Raw genomic sequence first — 26,356 nt, forward strand, 5'->3', positions numbered from 1 at the left:
GCCGGAAGCGGTCACCGAACCCGAGCCGATCGCAGCCGCGAAGGCGACGGAGCCCGAGGCCGAGGCGATTGCAGCCGAGCCGGAGACCGAGGCCACAGCCGAGGTGCCCGAGCCCGCCGCAGCCACGGAAGCCGCAGAGCCCGAGGCCGAGGAGACCGCGCCGGAAGCGGTCACCGAACCTGAGCCAGTCGCAGCCGCGAAGGCGACGGAGCCCGAGGCCGAGGCTGAGCCGGTGGCGGAGGAAGCCGCGCCGGAAGCGGTCACCGAGGCCGAGGCCGAGCCGGTCGCCGTTGCTACGGGGGCCGAACCGGAGGCCGAGGTGGCCGAGACCGTTGCGGCCGCGGTGGCCGCGGGCGAAGGCGAGGTCGTTGGCGGGTTCCAGGCCCCGCAGGGCCTCGCCACCGCCTACCAGGCAGCCGCCACCGCCCTGGAGGCAACCCACCTCACCGGCACCCGAGCGAAGCTCTACCTCGTGCTGGACCGCTCCGCGAGCATGCGCCCGTACTACAAGGACGGCTCCGCCCAGGCCCTCGCCGAGCAGACCCTCGCCCTCGCCGCCCACCTGGACCCCGAGGACACGAAGGTCCCCGTCGTCTTCTTCTCCACGGAGGTCGACGGCACCGCCGACCTCACCCTCACCGACCACGAGAACAAGATCGACGACGTCCACGCCGGCCTCGGCCGCATGGGCCGTACCAGCTATCACGTCGCCGTCGAAGCCGTCCTCGCCCTGCACGAGAAGTCCTCCGACCCCACCGCCCCCGCCCTGGTGGTCTTCCAGACGGACGGCGCGCCGGACGCGAAGACCCCCGCCACCCACTCCCTCACGGACGCGGCGAAGAACCACCCCGCCGTCTTCTTCTCCTTCGTCGCCTTCGGCGACCCGGAGAACAAGGCGTTCGACTACCTCCGCAAGCTGAAGCTGGCCAACACGTCCCACTTCCTGGCCGGCGAGACCCCGCGCGAGCTCACGGACGCGGAGGTCTACGAGGGCATCCTGGCGACCTGGCGTCCCTGACCTCGTAGATCAACCCGGGCCGCCCCTTCCCACCCCGTAAAACGGGAGGCGGGCGGCCCACCCGTGTCGGCTACGATTTCAAGTTCAAGGCCCACAAGAACACCACCGCACGACACACCGCCGCACGACCGACCTGGGAGCAGCCCCCGATGGCTCGACACCTCATCACCAGCGCCCTTCCGTACATCAACGGAATCAAGCACCTGGGCAACATGGTGGGGTCCATGCTCCCGGCGGACGTGTACTCCCGGTACCTCCGCCAGCGCGGCCACGACGTCCTGTACATCTGCGCGACCGACGAGCACGGCACCCCCGCCGAGCTGGCCGCGAAGGAGCAGGGCCTCCCGGTGGCGGAGTTCTGCGCGCAGGCGCACGACGCGCAGAAGGCCGTCTACGACGGCTTCGCGCTCGCCTTCGACTACTTCGGCCGGAGTTCCTCCCCCCAGAACGTCGAGATCACCCAGCACTTCGCCCGCCGCCTCAACGAGAACGGCTTCATCGAGGAGCGGGCGATCCGCCAGGTGTACTCCCCGGCCGACGGCCGCTTCCTCCCGGACCGCTACGTCGAGGGCACCTGCCCCCACTGCGGCTACGACAAGGCCCGCGGCGACCAGTGCGAGAACTGCACCCGCGTGCTGGACCCGACCGACCTGATCAACCCGCGCTCGGCGATCTCCGGCTCCACCGACCTGGAGGTCCGCGAGACCAAGCACCTCTTCCTCCTCCAGTCGAAGCTCCAGCACGAGGTCGAGGAGTGGGTCTCCCGCCACGAGGCGGACTGGCCGCAGCTGGCCTCCTCCATCGCCCGCAAGTGGCTGACCGAGGGCCTGCACGACCGCGCCATCACCCGCGACCTCGACTGGGGCGTCCCGGTCCCGGCCGACACCTGGCCGGAGCTGGCCGCCGAGGGCAAGGTCTTCTACGTCTGGTTCGACGCCCCGATCGAGTACATCGGCGCGACGAAGGAGTGGTCGGACCTCGACCCGGCCGGCCGCGACTGGAAGTCCTGGTGGTACGAGGCGGACTCCGGTGAGAACCCCGTCCGCTACACGGAGTTCATGGCCAAGGACAACGTCCCGTTCCACACGGTGATGTTCCCGGCGACCGAGCTCGGCGTGCGCGAGCCGTGGAAGAAGGTCGACTACGTCAAGGCCTTCAACTGGCTGACGTACTACGGCGGCAAGTTCTCCACGTCCCAGAAGCGCGGCGTCTTCACCGACCAGGCGCTGGACATCCTCCCGGCCGACTACTGGCGCTACTTCCTGATCGCCAACGCCCCCGAGTCGGACGACTCGTCCTTCACCTGGGAACACTTCACCGCCACGGTGAACAAGGACCTCGCCGACACCCTCGGCAACTTCGTCAACCGCGTCCTGTCCTTCTCCAAGAAGCGCTTCGGCGAGGAGGTCCCGGCGGGCAGCGCGCCCGGCGAGGCGGAGACGAAGCTCGGCGAGCAGATCGCGGAGCTGCTCGCCGAGTACGAGTCGCAGATGGAGGCGCTCCAGTTCCGCAAGGCGGCCGCCGCGCTGCGCGCGCTGTGGTCCGCGGGCAACTCCTACCTGGAGGAGAAGGCCCCCTGGCTGGAGATCAAGACGGACAAGGACGGCGCGGCCCTCACCCTGCGCACGGCGATGAACCTGATCCACCTCTACGCGGTGGTCTCGGAGCCCTTCATCCCGTCGACGGCGAAGACCATGCGCGAGGCGTTCTCGCTGTCCGACGACACCGCGACCTGGGTCACGCCGGACGAGGCGAAGGCCCTCGCCGCCGTCCCCGCCGGCACCCCCTTCACCGTCCCGCCGGTCCTCTTCGCCAAGCTCACGGACGAGGACCTGCAGGCGTACAAGGAGCGCTTCGGCGGCACCGAGGGCTGACGACGGACGACTCCTGTCCTGCCCGCCGCGCGCACCGGTACCAGCGGTGCGGCGCGGCGCGCAGGAAAGGAGAAGATGTAGAGGAAAACGCGAAGGGCTTCCCCCCGCTTCGGCATGTATTCGCCAAGCCGTATGGTTTCCGCCATGGAGGTCCCCGAGGTCATTCCGATCGCCTACCAGCCGAAGCACCGCACCGAGTCCATCGGACGGTACGCGGACGGCCAGTTCCTCGCGTCGGTCACATACGCCTTCCCCCAGGGTTTCCGCCTCGACGACGGCTGGGAAGAGCACAAACGCCTCTACACCGTGCTGCACACCTTCGACGCCGAGGGCCACTACCGTGCCTCGGACATCTGGTGCGCCGGCACCTGGGCGGAGCAGCAGCGCGCCCCGCACGGCGAGGACTCCGTCCTCACCCGCGCCCGCGTCCGCCTGGCGACGCTGCTGCGCAGCCTGCCCCGCCGCGCCTACACGGACATCGCGGTCCGCCCCTTCCAACTCACCTACGAGAACGTCCTGTTCGGCCTGGTGATCAGGAAGGACGAGGACGAGGGCGGCACTCCCGAAGCCTGGGCGGAGCTCTACCCGGACCGCCTCGCCTTCGCCGAACCATGGGACGGCACGTACGACACGTGAGCCGGCGGGCCCGGGATCAGACCGGGATCAGACCGGGGGCAGGTCGGCCCGGTCGGCCCCCTGTTCTTCCTGCCCGCGCGTGCGGCGGGCCCGCAACCGGTTGACGACGACCCCGGCGACGGCGAGCAGGACACCGGCGGCGAGTGAGCCGAGGAACTCCGGCAGGGCGTCCCGTAGCAGCGAATGACCCTGCGTCCGGTCCGACGTCACACCCGACGACGCACCCGTCGTCGTAGCGAGTGCGAGGGCGCAAAGGTAGGCACGGTACCGCAGAGTCGCCCCGCGCCCGCGGCTTTGGCCAGGTTGCGCTTCACGCGTCCACGTCCGTCGTAGCTTGAACATATCGCCCCTTTGAATGAAGTGGGTGGGAGAGACCGGGTCGTCGCGGACCACAGGCAGCGGGATGCGCGGCCCGGTCTCGGCAGGCACGGCCGGGGGCTGACCGGCCGCAATCTCCAGTCGACACCCACGAGCAGGGGCGCTGACGCGTATGACGGGGCAGATCTTCCGTCAACGCGCTCTGACACACGCCCCTTCGCGCCGTCTGCCGAACGGCTGACATATGCGATGCTCCGGCTGATCGATCTGACACAGCCTTGACAGTTGAGGAGCCGCGGCCATGACGGCAGGGTCGCCGGACGGGCAGGAGCCACCGGGCGCACTGCACCGCCTCGCGCAGGAGGTGACGGCCCTGCGGGCGGCGGCCGGAAACCCGTCGCTGCGCGAGCTCGAAACCGTCATCCGCGCGAACGAGAAGAACGACTTCGAGGCGACCGCCAGCCGTCAGACCATCTCCGTCATCGTCAATGCCCGACAGCGCACCAGGTTGGACACGTTGCGCGCCGTGGTGCTGCAACTGCTGCGGATGGACGGCACGTCCCGGACGCCGAAGGAGGAACACGCCGTCTGGGCACGGTTCGAGGCGTTGTGGTGCGACGCGCTGCGGGAGGAGACGTCGGGGGCCGCGCCGGAGGCCACGGCTGCCGCCCAACGGTTCGCGTCCAGGCTGCGCGCGGGCGTCCTGACAGCGCTGGGGGGCGATTTCACCGTCATCAGCGACCGGCTGCGCGAGCTCCTCCCGGCCGGCGAGCCGGACGACGGCGTGACACCGGCCGCGCTGGCGGCTGTCGCCCAGGGCTCCCGGACACCGCAACCCCGCGAAGTGGAGCTTCTGCTGGGCCTGTTGGCGCGGGACGGCCGTCCACTGTCCCGGCAGGACTGTCAGACGCTGATGCTCGACTACCTCGACCTGCTCCGGCGCTGCGCTCCCGACCTGTACAGCCGGTTCATGACGGAGGAGCTGCTGGACGCCTACCGCGCCCACTCGGCCGCCGAACGCGCGGAGCGGCTGCGTCAGAGACTGTCACACCGGGCGGAACAGGCACGGCTGACGGCACGGCTGAAGCTGCTGGAGAGCGACCGTGCCGAGGCCGTGGGCGAGCTCGTCACCCTCCGGGAGGAGCGCGACAGGCTCGCCGCGCTGGCGGCCCCGCAGCAGGACACGCAGGAGTCGAGCGGCCGTATGCCGCCGTGGAACAGGCTCGCTCCGACCGCCGTCATCGCGGACCTCACGGACCCGGACACGCACTACGGCTACTCCGCCTCGTCCTACGACTTCTCCCCGTGGACGAACGGCAGCCTCGGTGCCTACGGCGGCTTTGAGAGCTCTGACAGCTCTGACAGCTCCGACATCTTCGGCAGCTCGGACATCTTCGGCAGCTGTGACGGCTTCAGCGGCTCTGACGGCTTCGGCAGCTCTGACGGCTTCAGCGGCTCTGACGGATTCGACACGTACGCGCCCGCGTACTACGCCGTCGGCCAGACGACGGCGTACCCGACGACGGCATACCCGACGCCCCAGTTGGACGTCGGGTACATGACGGCGGCGGCGCAGAACGAGCCGGAGGCCCCGGCTCCCGTTCCGTCCACCCCCGCGCCGCCGTCTTCGCGCAGGCTGCTGCGGGCGGTGGCGGCCGTCTTCCGACGCGGCGGCGAGGGACGCCACCGCATAGAAGAGAAGGGGTCGTGAGGTTACGAGGCCGTCAGCACGCCCGCGCCCGTCGTCGTCGCCAGCGACGTCGGCAGGTTCTTGGCCGAGGTCTCCAGGCCCGCCGTCAGGGTCGGCGTCCAGTTGACGGTCGTCTTCAGGTCCTTGGACGAGGCTGCGTTGTACGCGGCGACGACGTCCGTGACCGTGCCGTTGACGAGGTTGCCGGCGCCCTTGACCGCGCCGGTGCCGTCGCCGCTGAGCAGCTTGGCGACCTTGCCGCCCGTCGGGAGCTTCCAGTAGTTGTCCTCCGCGACGACCTGGGCCTTGGCGCGGGAGTTGATGCTGTACTGCGTCGCGTAGCCGTTGAGGGCCGTGACGTCGTAGAGGTTGTTGTAGATGTGGACCTGGCCGACGCGGGCCAGCGGGGCGCGCTGGACGATGCCCTTCCAGATGTTGTGGTGGATGGAGACGCGCAGCTTGCCGGCGGGCTCGCTGTCGCTGCTGCCGATGAGCATCGTCTTGTCGTGGTTGGTGAACTGGTTGCGGGACACCGTCACCAGGTCGGAGCTCTTGGTGATGTCGAGCGCGCCGTCGTGGATCTGGTACTCGCGGCCGTAGTACTTCGGGTTGGAGCTGTCGAAGTGGGCGGCGTCGGTGAACGTGTTGTGGTCGGCCCAGACGTGGGTCGCGCCGCGCAGGGTGACGGAGTCGTAGTTGGAGTTCCAGTTGCCCTTGTCGCCGTCGGTCGGGTCCCACTGCGGGAAGCAGTCCTCGGTGGCGGAGAAGTTCAGGTTGCGGACGATGACGTTGTCCACGTTCTGGATCTGGAGCATGCCGCCGGAGATGCCCGCCTTGGTGCCGGGGACGCCGACGATCGTCGTACGGGCGGGGACCTTGAAGACGACGTTCTTCGCCTGCTTGGTCTGCGCGGCGGCGCGGGCCTTCTCCTGGGCGCCGGAGGGCAGCTTCGACCGGCCGTAGGTGGCGGGGTCGTACGCCTTGAGGTACGAGGAGAGGGAGTAACCGGTTCCTGCCGCGTAGCTCGCGCAGGTCAGCTTCTTGCCGGCGTCGTCGGTGTTGGCGTCGATCGTGCCCTTGATCTTGATGATCCGGGGGGCGGTGTCGGACACCGAGCCCAGCGCCTTCACCAGCTGGGCGCGGGTGGAGACGGTGAAGGTGTGCGCGGCGTCGGCCTTGGAGCCACCGGTCGTGCCCGTGCCGGAGGAGGCCCAGCCGTCCTTGGCGGCGAGCGTCTGGTGGTACAGGTCGACGGTCCCGGCGTTGGCGTTCATCACGACGATGCCCGCGCCGACGCCCGCGGCCACGAAGGCGGCGGAGACGACGAGGGTGCGGCGGGAGCGGAGGGACCGGCGGTGGGAGGGAGCTGCCACGGGGGATCCTTACGGGGAGGAGCGGGCTTACGACCTGTCAGTGGTCGCCGCCGTGTGAAGAGTTGCCGCCCGTTGAAAATTTTTTCTCCAGCCCCCTCCGTCACACGAACAAACGTCTTCACGATTCCCCCACCTGCCCCTTAAGGTGCCGCGAGGGGGCAAAACGCCGCCCATGGGGATGAAATTGGGGGACTGTCATGGCGCTCTTCGGGAACGCTCATCCGATCGACAGCGGTCAGGCGCAGCAGGACTACGCGCGTCTGCTGGGCCAGGGCGAGCACGTACAGGCCGCCTACCTGTTGATCCGCGACACCATCATGTTCACGGACCGGCGTCTGATCCTGGTCGACAAGCAGGGGATCACCGGCAAGAAGACCGAGTACCACTCCATTCCGTACCGCAGCATCACCCACTTCGCGGTGGAGACCGCCGGCACCTTCGACCTGGACGCGGAGCTGAAGATCTGGGTCTCCGGCTCGTCCGTGCCGATCGAGAAGACGTTCACGAAGGGCGTGGACATCTACGAGGTGCAGGCGATCCTGACGCAGTTCGTGGCGAAGTAACGCCGTTTCTCGGCGTAGTAACACCGCTTCTCGGCGTAGTAACACCGCTTCTCGGCGAAGTAACGCAGCCGGGGGCTGCTACGACTACGGGGTGGACCTTCTCCAACCCCATCTGCGGCTCCTCGCCGAGGTTTTCGACGCGACCACGCCCACGACCCCGTGGGCGCTGGCCGGCGGTTACGCCCTCCAGGCGCACGGACTGCTCCAACGCCCGCACGGCAACGTGGACTTGGCGACGGAGAGCGCGGAGCCGATGCCGCTCCTCGCCGAGACGCTGAGCGCGGCACTGGCCTCCCGGGGCCGTCACGAGGCGACACTCCAGGACACGGACCCGCTGTGGGCGCACCTGTCCGTACGGGACCGCACGGACGACACGACCCTCCATCTGGCCCTGCACAAGGAGACCTTCTGGAGCCCGCCCGTCCCGACGTCGTACGGGCCCGCGCTCAGCCTCCAGGACGCGGTGGGCACGAAGATCCGGGCGCTGTACGACCGCGGGCTGGCGGTCGACCTGATCGACGCGCGGGCGGCGGCCGCCCGCTTCACCCACCCCGACCTGGAGGAAATGGGCCGCCGTCACGCCCGCGACGACTTCGACCTGCCCACCTTCCAGACCCGGCTGGAGGGCACCGACCACTACCCGGACACCGCGTTCACGGAGTACGGCCTGACGGAGCCCGACATCGCCGAGCTGCGGGCGTGGGCCCAGTCCTGGTCGACGGACATCGCGGAACGGCTGCTGGAGGAGGGGGCGTCACCGGACGAGTGAGCCGGGACGCCCCCTGACCGGCCGAGCCGGGTTCAGCCGGTGCCGTCGTGCGTCGCGTCGGGCTCGACGCCCATGGTGAGGGAGCCCACGACCCCCTTGGCGATGTTCTTCTTGTCGTACTTCAGCTTGAGCAGACCGCCCTGGATGCCGCTCTGGTCGTAGATCGTGTCCTCGGTGAGGGTGGTGCGCTCGGTGGTGCTGGTGGAGTACGGAGCCACGGCGGCCGAGGCGAGCACGGACTCCTCGTCGAAGAAGAACTGGCCGGTGTGGCAGGTGTGCCCGCCCTCGTAACCGGCGTCGGTCCACTCGCCGTCCACGTGCACCTTGGTGTGGATGTGGACGGTGCGGCCGCGGTACCAGCCCGGGAAGATCGTCCTGAAGGTGACCCGGCCCTGCTTGTCGGTCTTCCACGTGCCGCGCAGGTAGCGCTCGTCGTCGGTGGGCTCCTCGTGCCCGCCACCGCCACCGCCGCCGCCACCGGCGGTCGGCGAGCCGGTCGGCGAGCCGGAGGGGGCGTCGGTGGGCGCGCTGCCGCCACCGCCTCCCGTGGAGAGGCTCTCGTAGCCGGAGTAGATGCCGAGCGCGTCGCAGTGCCAGACGTCGACGGCCGCGTTGGCGATGGGCCGGCAGGTCTCGGAGTCGATCACCTTCAGGGCGAGGGTGAGGGGGATGCCCTCCTTGTCCTCGGTGATGTCCTGGCGGATCTTGTCCGCGTCGATGTAGTACGGGCCTTCGGTGGTCTCGGAGGTCAGCTTGTAGCAGACCTCGGAGGAACTGGCCGAGGCGGTGGCCTTGCCCGGCTTCGCCTCCCCGGCGAAGGCCCCGGCGGCGAGCGCCCCGCCCGCACCGACCGCGACGGCCGCGCCCGCACCGGCGACGACCACCTTTCGGCGGGTCAGATCACGCTTGTGCCTGGGCCCTTGCGGACCGTTCTCGGTACCGGCCGAGCTTCCTGTGCTTCCTGTGCTTCCTGTGCTTCCTGTGCTTCCTGTGCTTCCTGTGCTTCCTGAGTTTTCTGCGTTTCCCGTCATGAGCGCTGAAACTAGAAGGCGGCGCTGTCAGAGGCGTGGGAACGACCTGTGCACTCCCAAGCCCAGGCAAAATCCAGCCCGACGCGCGGAGGCGTCAGGCGCTCGCTCGGCACTAGCGAGTCGTCACCGCGAACGCTCCCACCGGCCCCGGCTCCGCCCCCGCTCCTCCGTCGGCGGCGGAGGCCGGCCCCAGCGCCGTCCGCGCCGTCCGGAGGTGCTCGAGGCCCTCCTTCGCCACCCGCGTGACCTGTGCGTACTCCGCCGCCGTGTGGGCCGCGGCCAGCCGCGTCCGGGCCTCCCGGTGACACTCCGCCGCGCGGGTCAGTGAACGCCCCGCCGTCTCGTCCGCCCCCGCCCACGCCCGTACGTCCGGTGGGACCAGGCCCGCGCCCAGCCGCACGAGCCAGTGGTTCGCCTCCGCCTCCGCGTCCAGGCCGGACAGGCCAGACCGGCCGGACAGGCCGGACCGGCCGGACAGGCCGGACCGGCCGGACAGGCCGGACCGGCCGGACACCGAGGGGCGGCTGCGCTGCGCACGGCGTTGAGCGACCACCCCCGCCACCGCACCGACGCTCAACAGTGCCGACAGCGTGATCATGAACCCCATGGAACCCGACACCGGTTTCCTCCCTTGCCCGCCGAACCCCGGCCGACGCTTCGTCCGCCCTCCTCCCCTATGAGACGGCAGGCCGCTGTGGGCGTCCCCCAGGGTTCCTGTGTGCCCGCGGTGAGGTTTCCAAGAGGGGTGACGTCCGGGCGATTCCCCTCCGCCGCGCGCCATCGGCTCGGCGCGCTACCGTAGCCCGGACGCGCGGTGACCTGCCGTCAAACGACAGGTGAGCAGGGCGTGTTGGGGAGCGGACGCATTGGGGGGTGCGCCGGCATGCGGATCGGCATCATGGGCGGAACGTTCGATCCGATACACCACGCCCATCTCCACAACGCCGCCATGGCCGCCGCCGCGTGCGGCCTCGACCACGTCGTGTTGGTGCCCACCGGCGAGCCCTGTCACAAGGATCCGCGCGGGGTGTCGCCGTTCGCCGACCGGTTCACGATGGCGGAGATCGCCTGTCGGCCCGACCCGCTGCTCTCCGTCAGCCGGGTGGAGGTCGACCGGCCAGGGCCGAGTTACACCGTGCCCACGCTCCGGGAGCTGCGCCGCACGCTCGGGCCCGCCGCCGAGCTCTTCCTCATCGTCGGAACCGACACCGCCGAGGGGATCACGCAGTGGTACGAGGCCGAGGCGATACCCCGGCTGGCCCGGCTGATCGTCGTCGGACGGGCCGACCACGTGCCGAACCCCGCCCGGCTGCCCCGCTGCGGGACGTACGATCCCGTTCCCGCGTCACCGTGGCGGATCTCCTCCACCCAGATACGCGCCCGCGTGCGTGACGGCCGCCCCGTCCGCTACCTGGTCCCGGACGGCGTCGCCACGTACATCGCCGAGCGCGGCCTCTACGTCGGCCGGCCCGGCGGCTGAGCCGGCGCCGCCGGTTCCGCCGGTTCCGTCAGGCCCGCGTCGGAGTCGGTGACCGGGACGACCACGGCGTCGCGGGCCCGCATCACGCGCAGCGCCGGGTCCGTCGGGGGACCGCACTGCAGCCAGAACGTGCGCCGGCCGGGGTGCGCGGTCCGCTCCAGGGCCTGGCGCAGGGGGATGTCCCAGCTCGCCGACCAGCCGCAGACCAGCAGATCGCAGTGGTCCAGCACGGTCTGGAGGAAGGTCTCGATGACGGGGTGGTAGGCGGCGAAGCCGCACGAGGTGTCGCGGATGCGGATGTCGAGGTAGTCGCCGTGGAGTTTGACCAGATCGCAGACGTGGGCGAGGGGCTCGCCGGGAGACACCCCCGGAGCAGCCGCACCGGCCGCCTCGTCGGCGGCGACGCGCTCCGTGGCCGCCGCGATCCCCCCGAGTTCCAGGGCGACCTCGGCGCGCACCCCCGCCTCGCCGAGCGCCGTTTCCAGCAGGCGGTCGAAGTTGGTCGTCAGGACGGGGCCGCGCAGGTGGCCGGCGGCGACCAGCGAGGCCAGGGCGCGGTGGGCGGGTGTGGGGCGCGTGGGGCCGCCGTCGGGTCGCCGGTCGAAGTGGCTGGTCGGGAGGGCGAGGGCGTCGTGGGAGACATCGCCTTCGCTTTGCAGCATGCGGATGTAGTTGGGGAGCGCGCCGTGCCGGCCGAGATACCAGGCGACGGGGTCCCCGTCGATCACCTCGCCCTGCCGCGCGGCGATCCCCCGCAGCAACTCCTGCCCGGTCGACACCCCCGCCGACGCGGACACCCCCGCCCCGGCCAACACCGCCACCGGCCTTCGGCACTCCGCGATTCCCCGCACCAACAGCCCCATGGACCGGGCCCGGGGAGACCCTGGACTCCCGGCCACCCCAGCCTCTCCGGCCACCCCAGCCTCTCCGGTCACCTCAGCCTCTCCGGTCACCTCAGGCACCCGCTCACCTCAGGCACACCGGTCACAGCAGTGGCCCCCGTCCGGCGACCGCCCCCGTAACCCGCCCCTCGCCCTCACGAACGGCCTGTTCACGAACCCCCCGCTCCCGTCCCCGACCGATACGCCCCGCGGCGTACACCCGCCAATCCGTCGGCCAGGCGTTCCGCTTCCGGCTCCTCCTCGAAGCGGACCACTGGCCATCAGGGCAGGTCCGTCGCCGCCTCCGGCGCCTGGCCGCCCAGGATGCCGCCGGCCAGGGCCGCCACCGTGTCCGTGTCGCCGCCGAGGAGGACGGCCCGCAGCAGGGCATCGGACAGGGTTTCGCCTGCCGCCGCCTCCGCCAGGACGTGGGCCACCGCCGCGATCGTCTCCCCCGCCGCGAGGCCGATGCCCTCGACCGGTGGTCGCCAGCGGCCGTCCAACGCGTCGAGGAACTCGCGTACACCGGCCGCACCGGTGAACTGACCGAGGGCCCACTCGGCCTCCTCACGGCCGGCGTCCAGGACGGCGTCCAGGCGTACGGACTCCACGGACCAGGCGGACAGCGCGGCCATCACACAGGCCGCGGCGATGGACTCCTCGTCGGTGTGCGTCGCCCTGGCCAGCGCTACGGCGTGGCGGCGACGCAGGTCGGGACGCGAGACGGGGACGGCCCAGCCCACCGGCAGGACGCGCATCGCCGCGCCGTTGGTGCCGCGTCGGCCGGACGGCGCCGAAGTCGAGAAAAGCGTGCGGGATGGTCGCCCCGCCGGGCGTCGCGTCGAGCGTGTCCACGAAGTGCTCTTCCGGCACCGTGCGCAGCCGTTCCCACTGCTCGGCGGGGAGCCGACGGCAGCATCTGCTTTCGAACAGGCGTAACAGGGACGTCTTTCCGGCACCGCCGACCGCCCAATAAAATGTGATCGTTCGCGGCGGCGGATCCTCGTTGACCCGTTCTATGAAACGGCGACTGAGTTCGTACCGGTCCGCGAAGATTCGTACCGCCGATCGCCGAGCCCGGTTCGTGTCATCGAAAATCGACAAGGCCCCTCCCCCGTCGCAGCAACGGGTGAGGTTACCGCCGGAAAGGCCCGGCGGGGAGACGGCACTCGTCGCACGGAAACGCGCGGAACCGCACGGAACGGCGCGCGAGCGCCCCCCTTCAGCTGCGAGGTGGCCGGTTGAGAGTGCTCTTCGTTCCGACGTTCACGCAGACGTCCGGCAGCGGGCGGGCCCGCGCCAGCGACGCCATGGGGTTCGGGGTGACCTGCGCCGACGCCCTCGTCGACGGCCTCGCGTCACACGGCGTCGACGTCGACGTCCTCGACATCGCGCCCACCGCGCGCCAGACCGCCTGGACGGCCCGCTGCCTGGAGGCCTTCGACGCGGCGATCGGCGACAGCAGCAGCGGCAACGGCAGCCGGGAGCAGGCCCGGTCCGGAACCCGGTACGACGTCGTGCTCGCCTTTCACGCCTTCTGGCCGTTCACCTGCGACCTGCGCCGCATCCTCGACGACGCCGGCGCCCGCCTCCCCCTGGTCACCTACACGCACGGCACCCACTGGGACCCCACCGACCTGTTCCGCTTCGAGCGATACCCCCGGCTGCGCTGGGCCGACCTGGGCAACCTGCTCGCCGCCGACCGGGTCCTGCTGGTCAGCGACTATCTGCACCGGACCCTGCTGACCTCGGTGAACGAAGCCGGGCCCGTCGCCGCCAAGGAAATCACCGCGCGACTGCGCCCGGTCGGCCTGCCCCTCGACCTCGCCCGCATCGACGCCGCCCGCCCGACCCACAGCAACAGCAACAGCAACAGCAACAGCAACAGCAACAGCAACGGTTACGGGGAGGACGGCGGGCCCGTCACCGTCGTCTTCAACCACGCCCCCATCCCCGCGAAACGGCCGGAACTCTTCGCCGCCGCGGCCGACGAGGTGCTGCGCCGCACCTCAGCCCGCATCGTCGTCACCCGGCACTTCCCCGCCACCGCACCGGGCGGCGCGGCCCTGCGGGAGCTCGGCCGCCGGTATCCCGGCAGGGTCACGCTGGGCGAGGACCTCCCCCTCGACGACTACTTCCGCACCCTGTGGCACTCCGACATCCAGGTCAGCACCGCCCTCAACGAGAGCCTCGGCGTGGCCACGCTGGAGGCCATGGCCACCGGAAACTGCCCGCTCCTGCCCGCGACCGGCGCCTATCCCGAGATCGCGGCCGGCGATCCCGACGTGCTCTACGACCGCACCGAGGACGTCGCCGACCGGCTGTGCGCCCTCGTCACGGACCCCGCCCGACGCCGGCGCACCGCCCGCCGCCACAGCGCGCGGACGCGTGCGGCCTACGCGCCGGAGCGGGTGGCGGGGGCGGTGCGACAGGTGCTGGAGGAAGCAGTGGGGGAGGCGGCGAAGGAGGTGATGGGGGATGCGGTTGGAGAGAGTCCTGTATGAGCTACACCGACGTCACGACGTCACGACGCCTACGCCGAAGGGGACTCCGACGCTGAAGCCGACACGGAAGCCGATGCGCTGGGCTGCGGCGGCGCGCCCTGACCGTCCTCCGTCGCCTCCGGGTCGACGCCGACCGTGATCGAGCCGTGCACGCCCCTGGCGATGTCCCGCCTGTCGTACCGCAGTCTCAGCAGGCCGCCCTGGGTGCCGCTCTGGTCGTAGATCGTGTCCTCGGTGAGCGTCGTGCGCTCGGCGGTGTTGCTCGCGTAGGGCTCCACCACCGCGGAGGCGAGCACGGCCTCCTCGTCGAAGAAGAACTGGCCGGTGTGGCAGGTGTGCCCGCCCTCGTATCCGGCGTCGGTCCACTCGCCGTCCACATGCACCTTGACGTGGATGTGGACGCAGCGGCCGCGGTACCAGCCCGGGAAGACGGTCCGGAAGGTGACCTGGCCGTGCCGGTCCGTACGCCAGGTGCCGCGCAGGTAGCGGCTGTCGTCCGTGGGCTCCTGGTGGCCGCCTCCCGGGGGCGCGCCGGTGGGGGCGCCCGTGGGCGCGCCCGTGGGCGCGCCGGTGGGGGGTTCGCCGGTGGGTGCGGGACCGCCGCCGCCACCGCCGTTTCCCTGGTCCTCGTAGCCCGAGTACACGCCCGCCGCGTCGCAGTGCCAGATGTCGACGGCCGCGTTCCGCAGCGGCTTGCAGGTGTCCGAGTCGATGACCTTGAGGGCGAGGAGGAGCGGGATGCCCTCCCGGTCCTCCGTGACGTCCCGGCGGATCTTGTCGGCGTCGATGTAGTAGGGGCCCTCGACGGTCTCCGAGGTCAGTCGGTAGCAGACCTCGCCATCGGTGTCCGCCGTACCCGCCGTACCCGTGGTGCCGGCCGTTCCGGTCGGAGCCGGTCTGCCGCGCTCGGCGCCGGCGCTCGCGGCGAAGGCGGTGCCGCCCAGCCCCGCCGCCGCGATACCGCCCGCGCCGGCGACCACGACCTTGCGGCGCGTTAAGTCCTGTTCGCTGTGTGGTTTCTGAGTTCCCGTCATGAGGACCGGACGCTAGGGAGGAAAACTGTCAGGAGCATAAGGGCGAGCTGTCAGTTGCCGGGGAAAAGGAAAGTGGCCCGGAACCGACGTCGGTTCCGGGCCACTTTCCCATTCAGCTTCAGCTTCAGCTACGCGGCGACTGCTCGCCCGCTACTTCGGCTGCGGCTTGCGCACCGACAGGTGCAGCTCCCTCAGCCGGGCCTCCTCCAGCTCCGTCGGCGCGCCCATCATCAGGTCCTGGGCGTTGCCGTTGAGCGGGAAGGAGATCGTCTCGCGGATGTTCGGCTCGTCCGCGAGGAGCATGACGATGCGGTCGACGCCCGGCGCGATGCCGCCGTGCGGCGGGGCGCCGAAGCGGAACGCGCGCAGCATGCCGGCGAACTTCTCCTCGACGGTCTCCCGGTCGTAGCCCGCGATCTCGAACGCCTTGAGCATGATCTCCGGCTCGTGGTTCCGGATCGCGCCGGAGGACAGCTCGACGCCGTTGCAGACGATGTCGTACTGCCAGCCCAGGATGTCCAGCGGGTCCTGGGTCTCCAGGGCCTCCAGGCCGCCCTGCGGCATCGAGAACGGGTTGTGCGAGAAGTCGATCGCGCCGGTCTCCTCGTCCTTCTCGTACATCGGGAAGTCGACGATCCAGCAGAAGCGGAAGACGCCCTCCTCGAAGTGCCCGGCGCGCTTGGCGGCCTCGACCCGCACCGCGCCCATGATCTTCGAGACCTCGTCGAACTCGCCCGCGCCGAAGAACACCGCGTGGCCGGCGGCCAGCGACAGGCGCTTGGTCAGCTCGGCGACGTTCTCCTCGGTGAGGAACTTCGCGATCGGGCCGGAGAGCGAGCCGTCCTCGGCGACACGCACCCAGGCCAGGCCCTTCGCGCCCTGCGAGACCGCGAAGTCACCGAGCTGGTCGAAGAACTTCCGGGGCTGCGCGGAGACGTCCGGCACGGGCAGCGCGCGCACGTGCTTGCCGGCGAAGGCCTTGAACTCCGAGCCCTCGAAGATGTCGGTGATGTCGACGAGCTCCAGCTGGGCGCGCAGGTCCGGCTTGTCGGAGCCGTACTTCAGCGTCGACTCGCGGAACGGGATCCGCGGGAACGGCGAGGTGACGTGACGGCCGTTGCCGAACTCCTCGAACAGCTCCGTCATGAGCTTCTCGATCGGCTGGAAGACGTCCTCCTGCTCGACGAAGCTCATCTCGACGTCGAGCTGGTAGAACTCGCCCGGCGAACGGTCCGCGCGCGCGTCCTCGTCACGGAAACAGGGGGCGATCTGGAAGTAGCGGTCGAAGCCCGAGATCATCAGCAGCTGCTTGAACTGCTGCGGAGCCTGGGGCAGCGCGTAGAACCGGCCCGGGTTCAGCCGGGACGGGACGACGAAGTCGCGGGCGCCCTCGGGGGAGGTCGCGGACAGGATCGGCGTCGCCATCTCGTTGAAGCCCAGCGCCGTCATCTTGTGCCGGATGGCCGAGATGACCGCCGTCCGCAGCATGATGTTGCGGTGCATGCGCTCACGGCGCAGGTCCAGGAAGCGGTACTCCAGACGCCGCTCCTCGTTGACCCCGTCCTCGGTGTTGATCGTGAACGGCAGCGGGGCGGCGGCGCCCAGCAGCTCGACCTCGCCGACCTCGACCTCGACCTCGCCGGTCGGAAGGTCCGCGTTGACGTTCTCCGTGCCACGCGAGACGACCGTGCCGTCGACGCGGACCGTCGACTCCTTGGTCAGCTTGTCGAGGGCCTCGTACGCGGGCGTCCCCGGACGGGCGACGAGCTGCGTGATGCCGTAGTGATCGCGCAGATCGATGAAGAGGATGCCGCCCAGGTCGCGCCGATTGTGCAGCCAGCCGCTCAGCCGGACGTCGGTGCCGACGTCAGAGGCGCGGAGCTCGCCGCAGGTGTGGGACCTGTACCGATGCATCGTCGTTCATCCAGTCTTTGCGGATCGGGGGCACGTTTCACGTGAAACAGAGCACGTTAACAGGGCACGTTTCACGTGAAACAACCCCCAGGGTACCGGGCAGTCACTGATCACCTCCCCTCAATACCGGTGCGCCGATCAGTGGCACTTGTCGATCGCATGTTCTTAAAGTGGGGCAATGCGCACTGGCGAGCCTCTGCCCGCCGTGGGGGAGGTCCTCACCTCCCTCGCGACCGGCCTGTGGCACTGGAGCACCGCCACCGGACTGGTCACGGTCGACGCCGAGGCAGCCCGGCTGCTCGGGCTGCCCGCCGAGGAGACGGTCCTCACCGAGGCCCAGACCCGGGCCCGACTGCACCCGGTGGACTGGAACGAGATCACCGGAGTGGTCCCGCTCGCCGTCGCCGAGGGCACCCTCGCCGAGGTGCGCATCCGGATCATGGACGATCGCGGGCGGGTCGTCCGGGTCGTCCGCAGCCGTTCCAAGCCGTCCTTCGACCGGGCCAAGAAGGCGTACGAGCTGATCGGCACCCTCCAGGAGGTCACCGAGCCCCGCCCTGGCACCCCCGCCGGGCGTACCGCCGTCACCGGTGACTGGCGGCGTGCGCGGGAGGCGTTCCTGCTGGACGCGGGCCGAGCGCTGGCGGAGGCACGGTCCACGGAGGAGGTCCTGCGGGTCGCGGCGGGCCTGTCGATGCCGGGCTTCTCACCGGACGGACTGGCCGTCTTCGGCGTGGAGGGCGACCGGCTGACGATCATCGGCCACCACGGGCAGCAGCCCGGCGACGAAGGTCCCTTCGCCCAGATGTCCATCCATACGGACTATCCGGCCGCCGAGGTCGTGCGCACCGGCCGGGCCGTGTATCTGTCCTCCCCCGAGCGGTACAAGGAGCGCTACCCGCTCACCTGGCCTCTGGCCTCCCACTTCGGGCGCCAGTCGTGGGCGTTCCTGCCGCTGACGGTGGCCGGCCGCACGATGGGCGCCTGGATGGCCGGCTTCGCGTACCCGGTGGCGTTCACGCCGGACGAGCGGTCGGTGCTCACGACGGTAGCGCGGATGCTCGCCCAGGCGCTGACCCGCGCGGGCGCGGCGGAGACCCAGCGCGAGCTGACCGACGGCCTGCAACGCTCCATGCTTCCGACCCTCGGCCCCGAGATACCGGGCATGACCCTCGCCGCCCGCTACATACCGACCGGCGGCGGCCTCCAGGTCGGCGGCGACTGGTACGACATGATCCCGCTGCCTGGGGGCACCCCCTCCGGGGGAGGCAGATTCGCGCTGGTCATCGGGGACGTCCAGGGCCACGACGTCCGCGCGGCGGGCCTGATGGGCCAGCTGCGCATCGCGCTGCGGGCGTACGCGTCCGAGGGCCACCGCCCCGACGCCGTCCTCTCCCGCGCCTCCGGCTTCTTTCACGGCATCAACCATTCCGAGGACGGCGAGGACGGCGACGGTGCCGGCCTGCGCTTCGCGACCTGCCTGTACATCGAGGTCGACCCGGTCACCGGGGTCCTGGAGGCCGCGCGGGCCGGCCATCTGGACCCGGCGATCCGGATGGCCGACGGCACGGTCCTGGTCCGCGCCACGGCCGGCGGACTCCCGCTCGGCATCGACCCGGACGCCGACTACCCCACCACCCGGCTCGCCCTGGAACCCGGCGAGGCACTGATGCTGTGCACCGACGGCCTGCTGGAGACGGGCGGACACGACCTCGACACGGGCTGGCGGCGCATCCGCAAGACCCTGGAGGCGCACGAGGGGGATCTGGAGGCGCTGGCCGACGCCCTGGTCCAGGCGGTGCACGGCCCCTCCTCCCACCACACCACGGGCCCCCTGGCAGACCGCCGCGAGGACGACATAGCCCTCCTGCTCCTGTGCCGCCAGGGCGAGGGCGGCTGTGGCCCGGGGTCTCCGGGCGCTCCGGTCGCGGCCCGGCGGCCCGTGCGTCGCTCGATGCTGACGGTCGCGCAGGCCGAGCCCGAGCGGATCGCCGTGGCCCGGCAGCAACTGCGCGAGCTGCTGCACGACTGGACCCGCGAGGACCAGGTCGACTCGGCGGTCCTGCTCGTCTCCGAGACCCTGACCAACGTCCTCGTCCACACCGACGCCGACGCGCTGCTCGTCGCCGAGGTCACCGGCGCGCCGGGCGAGCGCCGCCTGCGCATCGAGGTCACCGACACCAGCGACGACCTCCCCCACAAGCGCCGCCCCGGCGAACTGGCCTCCTCGGGCCGCGGCCTGATCCTCATCGAACTGCTCGCGGACACGTGGGGGGTCGCGCCGAGGGGCGAAGGCAAGAGCATCTGGTTCGAGATCTACGAGCCCGGCGGCTCGGGAGATTCCGGCCGACCGGGCGGGGCGTAACGCTCACGCAGCTCGTACGCCACCCCGAAGGCGGCGGCCGTGACGGGCACGGCGAGCAGCATGCCCAGCACGCCTGCCACCGAGGCCCCGGCGGTGATGGCGACCATCACCACCGCCGGGTGCATCTGCACGGTCCGGCTCTGGATCACCGGTTGCAGCACATGCCCCTCCAGCACCTGCACGGCGAGCACCACCCCGAGCGCCCACAGCGCGATGACGAACCCCCGGTCGGCGAGCGCGACCAGCACGGCGACGGCGCCGGAGACGAAGGCGCCGAGATAGGGGATGTAGGCGCCGACGAAGACAAGCGCACCGAGCCCCACGGCGCCGGGCACATCGAGGACGAGCAGCCCGACGGTGATGCACACGGCGTCGATGAAGGCGATGAAGGTGGTCCCCCGCATGAACCCCTCGACGGCCCGGAACGCCCGCCGGGCGATGGCCTCCAGGAGGTCGGCACTCCCACCGGGAGCGACGGAACGCAGCACGCCGACGAACCGATGCGAGTCCCGCAGAAAGAAGAAGACGAGGAACAGCGCAAGGACGGCAAGGGCGATGCTCTCCCCGACGACGCTCACCCCGCTGATGACATTGGACGCGGCCGTCCCGCCGAACTTGGTCAGCAGCTCCTTGGCATTGGAGGCGAGATCGTCGAGCGAGGTCCCGGCGGCCCCGAACCGCGCGGCGAGATCCTGCCCTGCGTCCTTCAACGAGGCGACGATCTCGTCCCCGGTGTCGACCAGGGCGGCGACGACGATATAGACGGCGCCGCCCACCACACCGACCACGGCGACACAGGTGAGCCCGGCCGCCACCGCCCGAGGCACCCCGGCCTTGACGAGCCGCCGATACAACGGCCCGAGCAACGCGGTCCCGAGCAACGCGAGCAACACGGGTGTGACGGCGGCCCGCAGCTCCGAACAGAGCCGGATCCCCACATACCCGACGCCGGACACGAGCAGGACGACACCACACCAGGCGGCCAGCCTGCGAACGGGGACGGGGAGCAGGTGCACGCATCCAGCGGATCACGGGGGCAGAGGGCTGTCCTGCGGTGAGAGCCACATGAGTGACGGTTCGTCACCTTGGCGAAGATTCAACGTCCTCACCCCTAAAGGTGAACATCCTTGCTGTGGACACCTGTTGCTCCCGCATATGCCTAATGTCCGGTACGGAGGTGATGCTCGATGTACGAGCAGAACAACACACCGCCGCCGAACCAGTCGGCGGCACAGCAGCAGGACGCGATCGACATCAGCGACTTCGTGTTCGCGGCCACGGGCGCGCGGGTACGAAGGCTGACCATGCCCGACGGCACACACTGGTTCCCGGCAGTCGATGTTGCCACTGAACTCGGCTACGCGAACACCCGGGATGCGCTGCGGCACAGTGTCGCGCAACGTCACACAACATCCCTTGACGATCTTGCACGAAGCGTCGACACAAGCGACGCTTCATGCAACATTGCAGGTCAAGGGCTCAAGAAGTCGATGAAGATGGTGAATCTTCCCGGACTCATCCAGCTCGTCAACGGCTGCACCAAGCCGGAGGCCCAACCCTTCAAGACCTGGGTCTGCGAAGTCATCGCCACCGTCCAGCGCGATGGCTCGTACTCCCTCGAACCGGCCTCGTTGCAGCCCGCTCCCACCGGCGGCACGGCCTATGTCATGCCCCAGCAGGTCACCGACATCCTGGTCGCACTCGAACAGCGCAGCATCCGGACGGACGAGCTGCTGCGGCAGATCAACGACAGCCAGAAGGTGATGGTCGAGGTACTGAGGGACATGGCCCAGACCCTCCGTCGTCCCTCCGACCGCGCTCGCACCGTCCAAGCACCGGAGTTGACGCCCGAGCAGCTCCTGACCAACTGGAAGACCAGGAACCTCGTCGTCACCGAGGACATCCACACGGTGGCCGCCCACCTGGCCCCGGCATTGCTGCACGGCGGCGCCGACTACAGCGTGGAAGAGATCGCCGTCTGCACCGGGCTGACGCCCGACCGCGTCGGGGACTCCCTGGAGCTGCTGGCCGAGCACGGGTGCGTGCGACAGGCGGGCCGCGCTCCGGACGGCGCGGCGTTCTACGTGCTGCCGTAACCCCGTAACACCGACACCGGACAGGCCCGAAGTCGCAAATCCAAGTTGCGGCTTCGGGCCTTGTCGCACCGTACCGTGCCCTCGGCCCTTACAGGCCGCCCTCCGTCATTCCGTGCACCGCGGGAATCGTGCCCAGTCGGCCCTTCTGGAAGTCCTCGAAGGCCTGCTGCAGCTCGTCCTTGGTGTTCATCACGAACGGGCCGTAGTGGGCCATCGGCTCACGGATCGGCTGTCCGCCCAGCAACACGACCTCCAGGTCCGGCGTGTGGGAGTCCTGCTTCTCGTCCGCGCGGACCGTCAGCGCGGAGCCCGCGCCGAAGACCGCAGTCTGACCCATGTGGATCGGACGGCGCTCGGCACCGACCGAGCCCTTGCCCGCCAGGACGTACGCGAGGCCGTTGAAGTCCTCCCGCCACGGCAGGGTGATCTCCGCGCCCGGCGCCAGCGTCGCGTGGATCATCGTGATCGGCGTGTGCGTGATGCCGGGGCCCTGATGGCCGTCCAGCTCGCCGGCGATGACGCGGAGCAGCGCGCCGCCGTCGGGGGTGGTCAGCAGCTGGACGTGGCCGCCGCGGATGTCCTGGTAGCGCGGCGCCATCATCTTGTCCTTGGCCGGCAGGTTCACCCACAGCTGGAGCCCGTGGAAGAGACCGCCGGACATGACCAGCGACTCCGGCGGCGCCTCGATGTGCAGGAGGCCCGACCCGGCCGTCATCCACTGGGTGTCGCCGTTGGTGATGGTGCCGCCGCCGCCCTGGCTGTCCTGGTGGTCGAAGATCCCGTCGATGATGTAGGTGACGGTCTCGAAGCCGCGGTGCGGATGCCAGGGCGTGCCCTTCGGCTCGCCCGGCGCGTACTCCACCTCGCCCATCTGGTCCATCATGATGAACGGGTCGAGGTGGCGGTAGTTGATCCCGGCGAACGCGCGGCGCACCGGGAAGCCCTCGCCCTCGAATCCGCTGGGCGCGGTCGTGACGGCGAGCACGGGACGTGCCACCGCGTCCACCGACGCGGAGACGCGCGGCAGGGTCAGCGGGTTGTCGACGGTCACTGCGGGCATGTCCGACCTCCTAGGGCGACGTGTGTCCGAGTTTAGTTGAGCATTGAACTTTCTGCCACCCAGAACGACGAAAGCCCGGAGGACATTCCCTCCGGGCTCCGCAGTGGTTCGCCTGGGCCGGGCGCCGAGATTCACGGCCGCCCGGCCGGCCCCCTCGGCCGCTCAGCCGTACATCCGCCGCATCGCGAACTCCACCATCTGCTCGACCGCCTTCGCGTCGAACACCATCCGGTGCTCGCCCTCCATGTCGAGGACGAACCCGTAGCCGGTGGGCAGCAGGTCGATCACCTCGGCGCCGGTGATCACGAAGTACTTGGACTCCTTGCCCGCGTACCGGCGCAGCTCCTTGAGGGAGGTGAACATCGGGATCACCGGCTGCTGGGTGTTGTGCAGGGCGAGGAAACCGGGGTTGTCGCCGCGCGGGCAGTAGACCTTGGAGGTCGCGAAGACCTGCTGGAAGTCCTCGGCGGCGAGCTGCCCGGTGGTGAAGGCCCGCACCGCGTCCGCGAGGGAGGGCGGGGACGGCTCCGGATAGAGCGGCGGCTGCTGGCCGTACCCGCCGTGGCCGCCGGGCATCTGCTGCTGCGGCGGGGCGTACTGCTGCTGCGCAGCACCGCCGTCCATGGGCTGGCCGTATCCGTACATGGGCGCAAGCGTACCGAGACGGGCGGCGCGGCGAAGGGGCGGGCAATTTATCTAGCGGTCGATACGGAAATGCCGCTACGGTGTTTCGGTATCGGTTGCTACACATACCGGGGGGACGCATGCCTTCTTCGTACGCCCGCACGGTTCGCGGTTCTGGGCCGGGCCTGTTGCTGGCGCACGGCGCCGGAGGGTCCGTCGGGGCGAACTACGGGCCGGTCATGGACGCCCTGGCGGCCCGACACACGGTCGTCGGCGTCGACTACCCGGGCACGGGCGGCACCCCGCGCGCCGGGCGGCCGCTCGAACTGGACACGCTGGCGGACGAGTTGACGGCGGTTGCCGACGCGGAGGGACTGGATCGGTTCGCCGTCAGCGGGTACTCCCTGGGCGGATCCGTGGCGATACGACTGGCCGCGCGCCATCCCGAGCGGGTCACCGCGCTGGTTCTGACGGCCCCCTTCCCGTACGCCGACGCGGAGCTGCGGCTGACCGCCCAGGTGTGGCAGGCGCTGTGCACGGCGGGGGATGCCGACACCCTCGGCCGGTTCGTGCTGGCGCACGCCCTGAGTCCGGCCGCGCTGGAGGCGCTGACGGCGCCGGAGCTGGAGGTGGCGGCGCAGCTGGCCGGGCGGATGGCCCCCAAAGGCACCGCCGACCACGTGGACCTGGTGATCCGGGCCGACGTCCGCGCGGACCTGGCCGGGATCACCGTGCCGACGCTGGTGATCTCGCCGGTGGCCGACCGGCTGGTCCCGCCCCGGCTGCACCGCGCCACGGCGGCCGGGATCCCGGGGGCGCGGCTGACGGAGATGCCGGGCGGTCACCTGCCCTTCAGCGAACACCCGGCGCGCTGGGCGGCCCTCCTGACCGAAGCGCTCCGGGAACCCGTCGCCGACCCCGTCAGGTAGACCCTTCTCACACTTGGGCGAGTGGGGGTTGCGACTTATTACCGGCGGGTAGCATCATCGTAGGTACTTGCTACTTGTTGGTACGTGAACTAGCGCGAGGTCCAAGTCCCTCGCCGATCTCTCTACGGAGCCGTCGCCATGGGGCACTACAAGTCGAATCTCCGCGACATCGAGTTCAACCTCTTCGAGGTGCTCGGGCGCGACAAGCTGTACGGCACCGGCCCGTTCGAGGAGATGGACACCGAGACCGCGAAGAGCATCCTCGAGGAGCTGACCCGCCTCGCGGAGAACGAGCTGGCGGAGTCCTTCGCGGACGCCGACCGCAACCCGCCGGTCTTCGACCCCGAGACCAACACCGCGCCGGTTCCCGCCTCCTTCAAGAAGAGCTACAAGGCCTTCATGGACTCCGAGTACTGGCGGCTCGGCCTGCCCGAGGAGATCGGCGGCACCACCTCCCCGCGCTCCCTGATCTGGGCGTACGCGGAGCTGCTGCTCGGCTCGAACCCGGCCGTGTGGATGTACGCCTCCGGCCCGGCGTTCGCCGGCATCCTCTTCGACGAGGGCAACGACGTACAGAAGAAGATCGCCCAGCTCGCCGTCGAGAAGACCTGGGGCTCCACCATGGTCCTCACCGAGCCGGACGCCGGCTCGGACGTGGGCGCCGGCCGCACCAAGGCCGTCCAGCAGGAGGACGGCTCCTGGCACATCGAGGGCGTGAAGCGGTTCATCACGTCCGGTGAGCACGACATGGAGGAGAACATCCTCCACTACGTCCTCGCCCGCCCGGAGGGCCACGGCCCCGGCACCAAGGGCCTGTCCCTCTTCCTCGTCCCGAAGTACCTCTTCGACTTCGAGACCGGCGAGCTGGGCGAGCGCAACGGCGTGTACGCGACGAACGTCGAGCACAAGATGGGCCTCAAGGCCTCCAACACCTGCGAGATGACCTTCGGCGACCAGCACCCCGCCAAGGGCTGGCTGATCGGCGACAAGCACGACGGCATCCGCCAGATGTTCCGCATCATCGAGTTCGCCCGCATGATGGTCGGCACGAAGGCGATCTCCACGCTGTCGACGGGCTACCTGAACGCGCTGGAGTACGCCAAGGAGCGCGTCCAGGGCCCCGACCTGGCGAACTTCATGGACAAGGCCGCGCCCAAGGTCACCATCACCCACCACCCGGACGTGCGCCGCTCGCTGATGACGCAGAAGGCGTACGCGGAGGGCATGCGCGCGCTGGTGCTCTACACGGCTTCCGTCCAGGACGAGATCCAGGTCAAGGAGGCCGCGGGCGAGGACGTCTCCGCGCTGGAGGCGCTCAACGACCTGCTCCTGCCGATCGTCAAGGGCTACGGCTCCGAGAAGGGCTACGAGCAGCTGGCACAGTCGCTGCAGACCTTCGGCGGCTCCGGCTTCCTGCAGGAGTACCCGATCGAGCAGTACATCCGCGACGCCAAGATCGACACCCTGTACGAGGGCACCACCGCGATCCAGGGCCAGGACTTCTTCTTCCGGAAGATCGTCCGCAACCAGGGCGCGGCGCTGAACTCCCTCGCCGAGGACATCAAGAAGTTCCTCGCGCTCGGCACCGGCGGCGAGGAGCTGGCGGGCGCCCGCGAGCACCTGGCCAAGGCCGCCGTCGAGCTGGAGGCCATCGTCGGCCTGATGCTGACCGACCTCGCGGCCACCGAGCAGGACGTCAAGAACATCTACAAGGTGGGCCTGAACACCAGCCGTCTGCTGCTGGCCTCGGGTGACGTGGTCGTCGGCTACCTGCTGCTGAAGGGCGCCGCGGTCGCCGCCGAGAAGCTGGAGACGGCCTCCGCCAAAGACGTGGCGTTCTACACCGGCAAGATCGCGGCGGCGAAGTTCTTCGCGGCGAACGTCCTGCCGGGCGTCACGCTGGCCCGCAAGATCGCCGCGGACGTCGAGCTGGACCTGATGGAGCTGGACGAGGCCGCGTTCTAGGATCCACCCGGATCCGGGTGGATCCGGGTGGATCCGGGTGGATCCGGGTGGATCCGGGTGGATCCGGGTGGATCCGGGTGGATCCACCCGGATGTCTCCTGACCGACCTGGACCCACCCGGACTCACCCGGACTCACCCGGATCCCTCCGACCCACTCGGATGTCTCCGGACCCACCCGGATGTCTCCGGATCTCTCCGCATCTCTCGGGAGAGGTCCGGATCTCTCCGGAC

23 protein-coding genes are annotated in these 26,356 nt (G+C 70.2%); 12 read left to right on the forward strand and 11 right to left on the reverse strand.

Annotation, left to right across the window (positions count from 1 at the left end; genetic code table 11):
• From ACIBAF_RS27045 to ACIBAF_RS27055, 3 genes are all read left to right on the forward strand, one after another.
• Positions 1-1,018, forward strand: a 1,018-nt coding sequence (locus tag ACIBAF_RS27045) for a VWA domain-containing protein (protein ID WP_399466382.1), incomplete at its 5' end; no start/stop codon positions are given.
• A gap of 149 nt (positions 1,019-1,167) precedes the next feature.
• Entirely contained in the window at positions 1,168-2,892 is a 1,725-nt protein-coding gene (metG, locus tag ACIBAF_RS27050; RefSeq protein ID WP_399466384.1) for a methionine--tRNA ligase, read from the forward strand.
• A 144-nt stretch (positions 2,893-3,036) separates the two neighbouring features.
• The gene (locus ACIBAF_RS27055; RefSeq protein ID WP_399466385.1) at positions 3,037-3,528 is read left to right on the forward strand and encodes a hypothetical protein; all 492 of its coding nucleotides are present in this window, start codon (positions 3,037-3,039) and stop codon (positions 3,526-3,528) included.
• A 27-nt stretch (positions 3,529-3,555) separates the two neighbouring features.
• Here the strand turns inward: ACIBAF_RS27055 and ACIBAF_RS27060 are convergent, their stop codons facing one another.
• Positions 3,556-3,738 carry a hypothetical protein gene (locus tag ACIBAF_RS27060; RefSeq protein WP_399466387.1) on the reverse strand — a complete coding sequence of 61 codons (183 nt, stop codon included), beginning with the start codon at positions 3,736-3,738 and terminating at the stop codon, positions 3,556-3,558.
• A 409-nt stretch (positions 3,739-4,147) separates the two neighbouring features.
• Between ACIBAF_RS27060 and ACIBAF_RS27065 the strand changes: the two genes are divergently transcribed.
• Positions 4,148-5,557, forward strand: a complete 1,410-nt coding sequence (locus ACIBAF_RS27065) for a hypothetical protein (RefSeq protein WP_399466389.1) — start codon at positions 4,148-4,150, stop codon at positions 5,555-5,557.
• A 2-nt stretch (positions 5,558-5,559) separates the two neighbouring features.
• Here ACIBAF_RS27065 and ACIBAF_RS27070 read toward each other — a convergent pair whose 3' ends face one another.
• A complete protein-coding gene (locus ACIBAF_RS27070; protein WP_399466390.1) occupies positions 5,560-6,909 on the reverse strand; it encodes a polysaccharide lyase family 1 protein in 1,350 nt (449 codons plus the stop codon).
• Between the two features lie 197 nt (positions 6,910-7,106).
• On the opposite strand from ACIBAF_RS27070, the gene ACIBAF_RS27075 reads away from it, so the two are divergent.
• Positions 7,107-7,472: a PH domain-containing protein gene (locus ACIBAF_RS27075; RefSeq protein WP_319676688.1), complete on the forward strand. Its 366-nt coding sequence runs from the start codon at positions 7,107-7,109 to the stop codon at positions 7,470-7,472.
• A gap of 91 nt (positions 7,473-7,563) precedes the next feature.
• Positions 7,564-8,241, forward strand: coding sequence for a hypothetical protein (locus ACIBAF_RS27080; protein WP_319676689.1), 678 nt, complete (start codon positions 7,564-7,566; stop codon positions 8,239-8,241).
• A 32-nt stretch (positions 8,242-8,273) separates the two neighbouring features.
• Here the strand turns inward: ACIBAF_RS27080 and ACIBAF_RS27085 are convergent, their stop codons facing one another.
• Both ACIBAF_RS27085 and ACIBAF_RS27090 read right to left on the reverse strand, forming a co-directional pair.
• On the reverse strand, positions 8,274-9,125 hold the full coding sequence (locus ACIBAF_RS27085) for an intradiol ring-cleavage dioxygenase (RefSeq protein WP_399466392.1): 852 nt from the start codon (positions 9,123-9,125) through the stop codon (positions 8,274-8,276).
• A gap of 259 nt (positions 9,126-9,384) precedes the next feature.
• On the reverse strand, positions 9,385-9,870 hold the full coding sequence (locus ACIBAF_RS27090; RefSeq protein WP_399466394.1) for a hypothetical protein: 486 nt from the start codon (positions 9,868-9,870) through the stop codon (positions 9,385-9,387).
• A 285-nt stretch (positions 9,871-10,155) separates the two neighbouring features.
• Here ACIBAF_RS27090 and nadD point away from each other — a divergent pair, with 285 nt between their 5' ends.
• Complete coding sequence (gene nadD / locus ACIBAF_RS27095; RefSeq protein WP_399466397.1) at positions 10,156-10,752, forward strand: nicotinate-nucleotide adenylyltransferase; 597 nt, start codon at positions 10,156-10,158, stop codon at positions 10,750-10,752.
• On the opposite strand, the gene ACIBAF_RS27100 is transcribed toward nadD, so the two are convergent.
• Both ACIBAF_RS27100 and ACIBAF_RS27105 read right to left on the reverse strand, forming a co-directional pair.
• Complete coding sequence (locus ACIBAF_RS27100; protein WP_399466398.1) at positions 10,728-11,573, reverse strand: SIR2 family protein; 846 nt, start codon at positions 11,571-11,573, stop codon at positions 10,728-10,730. The two genes, nadD and ACIBAF_RS27100, sit on opposite strands and share 25 nt — an antisense overlap.
• A gap of 341 nt (positions 11,574-11,914) precedes the next feature.
• A complete protein-coding gene (locus ACIBAF_RS27105; RefSeq protein WP_399466400.1) occupies positions 11,915-12,592 on the reverse strand; it encodes an ADP-ribosylglycohydrolase family protein in 678 nt (225 codons plus the stop codon).
• A 288-nt stretch (positions 12,593-12,880) separates the two neighbouring features.
• Here ACIBAF_RS27105 and ACIBAF_RS27110 point away from each other — a divergent pair, with 288 nt between their 5' ends.
• Positions 12,881-14,137 (forward strand): glycosyltransferase family 4 protein, encoded by a 1,257-nt coding sequence (locus ACIBAF_RS27110; RefSeq protein ID WP_399466401.1) that lies wholly within the window; start codon positions 12,881-12,883, stop codon positions 14,135-14,137.
• A gap of 29 nt (positions 14,138-14,166) precedes the next feature.
• Here ACIBAF_RS27110 and ACIBAF_RS27115 read toward each other — a convergent pair whose 3' ends face one another.
• Together ACIBAF_RS27115 and aspS are read right to left on the reverse strand one after the other, a co-directional pair.
• Complete coding sequence (locus ACIBAF_RS27115) at positions 14,167-15,171, reverse strand: intradiol ring-cleavage dioxygenase (RefSeq protein ID WP_399466403.1); 1,005 nt, start codon at positions 15,169-15,171, stop codon at positions 14,167-14,169.
• A 150-nt stretch (positions 15,172-15,321) separates the two neighbouring features.
• Positions 15,322-17,085, reverse strand: a complete 1,764-nt coding sequence (gene aspS, locus ACIBAF_RS27120; protein WP_399466405.1) for an aspartate--tRNA ligase — start codon at positions 17,083-17,085, stop codon at positions 15,322-15,324.
• Between the two features lie 178 nt (positions 17,086-17,263).
• Between aspS and ACIBAF_RS27125 the strand changes: the two genes are divergently transcribed.
• The gene (locus ACIBAF_RS27125; protein ID WP_399466406.1) at positions 17,264-19,450 is read left to right on the forward strand and encodes a SpoIIE family protein phosphatase; all 2,187 of its coding nucleotides are present in this window, start codon (positions 17,264-17,266) and stop codon (positions 19,448-19,450) included.
• On the opposite strand, the gene ACIBAF_RS27130 is transcribed toward ACIBAF_RS27125, so the two are convergent.
• Positions 19,402-20,466, reverse strand: a complete 1,065-nt coding sequence (locus ACIBAF_RS27130) for an AI-2E family transporter (RefSeq protein ID WP_399466407.1) — start codon at positions 20,464-20,466, stop codon at positions 19,402-19,404. The two genes, ACIBAF_RS27125 and ACIBAF_RS27130, sit on opposite strands and share 49 nt — an antisense overlap.
• 171 nt (positions 20,467-20,637) lie before the next feature.
• Here ACIBAF_RS27130 and ACIBAF_RS27135 point away from each other — a divergent pair, with 171 nt between their 5' ends.
• A complete protein-coding gene (locus ACIBAF_RS27135; protein ID WP_399466409.1) occupies positions 20,638-21,546 on the forward strand; it encodes a Bro-N domain-containing protein in 909 nt (302 codons plus the stop codon).
• Between the two features lie 88 nt (positions 21,547-21,634).
• Here ACIBAF_RS27135 and ACIBAF_RS27140 read toward each other — a convergent pair whose 3' ends face one another.
• Entirely contained in the window at positions 21,635-22,606 is a 972-nt protein-coding gene (locus ACIBAF_RS27140) for a pirin family protein (protein ID WP_399466411.1), read from the reverse strand.
• A 162-nt stretch (positions 22,607-22,768) separates the two neighbouring features.
• A complete protein-coding gene (locus ACIBAF_RS27145) occupies positions 22,769-23,251 on the reverse strand; it encodes an SseB family protein (protein ID WP_319337746.1) in 483 nt (160 codons plus the stop codon).
• A 119-nt stretch (positions 23,252-23,370) separates the two neighbouring features.
• Here ACIBAF_RS27145 and ACIBAF_RS27150 point away from each other — a divergent pair, with 119 nt between their 5' ends.
• A complete protein-coding gene (locus tag ACIBAF_RS27150; protein ID WP_399466414.1) occupies positions 23,371-24,159 on the forward strand; it encodes an alpha/beta fold hydrolase in 789 nt (262 codons plus the stop codon).
• Positions 24,160-24,297: 138 nt separating this feature from the next.
• On the forward strand, positions 24,298-26,124 hold the full coding sequence (locus ACIBAF_RS27155; protein WP_399466416.1) for an acyl-CoA dehydrogenase: 1,827 nt from the start codon (positions 24,298-24,300) through the stop codon (positions 26,122-26,124).
• Positions 26,125-26,356 lie beyond the last annotated feature (232 nt).

Source organism: Streptomyces sp. NPDC051677 (genome assembly GCF_044453465.1).
GTDB lineage: Bacteria > Actinomycetota > Actinomycetes > Streptomycetales > Streptomycetaceae > Streptomyces.

Coding starts and splice junctions, on each gene's coding strand:
- metG (WP_399466384.1), top strand. CDS start 1,168: ATGGCTCGACACCTCATCACCAGCGCCCTTCCGTACATCAACGGAATC.
- ACIBAF_RS27055 (WP_399466385.1), top strand. CDS start 3,037: ATGGAGGTCCCCGAGGTCATTCCGATCGCCTACCAGCCGAAGCACCGC.
- ACIBAF_RS27065 (WP_399466389.1), top strand. CDS start 4,148: ATGACGGCAGGGTCGCCGGACGGGCAGGAGCCACCGGGCGCACTGCAC.
- ACIBAF_RS27075 (WP_319676688.1), top strand. CDS start 7,107: ATGGCGCTCTTCGGGAACGCTCATCCGATCGACAGCGGTCAGGCGCAG.
- ACIBAF_RS27090 (WP_399466394.1), bottom strand. CDS start 9,870: ATGATCACGCTGTCGGCACTGTTGAGCGTCGGTGCGGTGGCGGGGGTG.
- nadD (WP_399466397.1), top strand. CDS start 10,156: ATGCGGATCGGCATCATGGGCGGAACGTTCGATCCGATACACCACGCC.
- ACIBAF_RS27115 (WP_399466403.1), bottom strand. CDS start 15,171: ATGACGGGAACTCAGAAACCACACAGCGAACAGGACTTAACGCGCCGC.
- aspS (WP_399466405.1), bottom strand. CDS start 17,085: ATGCATCGGTACAGGTCCCACACCTGCGGCGAGCTCCGCGCCTCTGAC.
- ACIBAF_RS27125 (WP_399466406.1), top strand. CDS start 17,264: ATGCGCACTGGCGAGCCTCTGCCCGCCGTGGGGGAGGTCCTCACCTCC.
- ACIBAF_RS27135 (WP_399466409.1), top strand. CDS start 20,638: ATGTACGAGCAGAACAACACACCGCCGCCGAACCAGTCGGCGGCACAG.
- ACIBAF_RS27140 (WP_399466411.1), bottom strand. CDS start 22,606: ATGCCCGCAGTGACCGTCGACAACCCGCTGACCCTGCCGCGCGTCTCC.
- ACIBAF_RS27145 (WP_319337746.1), bottom strand. CDS start 23,251: ATGTACGGATACGGCCAGCCCATGGACGGCGGTGCTGCGCAGCAGCAG.
- ACIBAF_RS27150 (WP_399466414.1), top strand. CDS start 23,371: ATGCCTTCTTCGTACGCCCGCACGGTTCGCGGTTCTGGGCCGGGCCTG.
- ACIBAF_RS27155 (WP_399466416.1), top strand. CDS start 24,298: ATGGGGCACTACAAGTCGAATCTCCGCGACATCGAGTTCAACCTCTTC.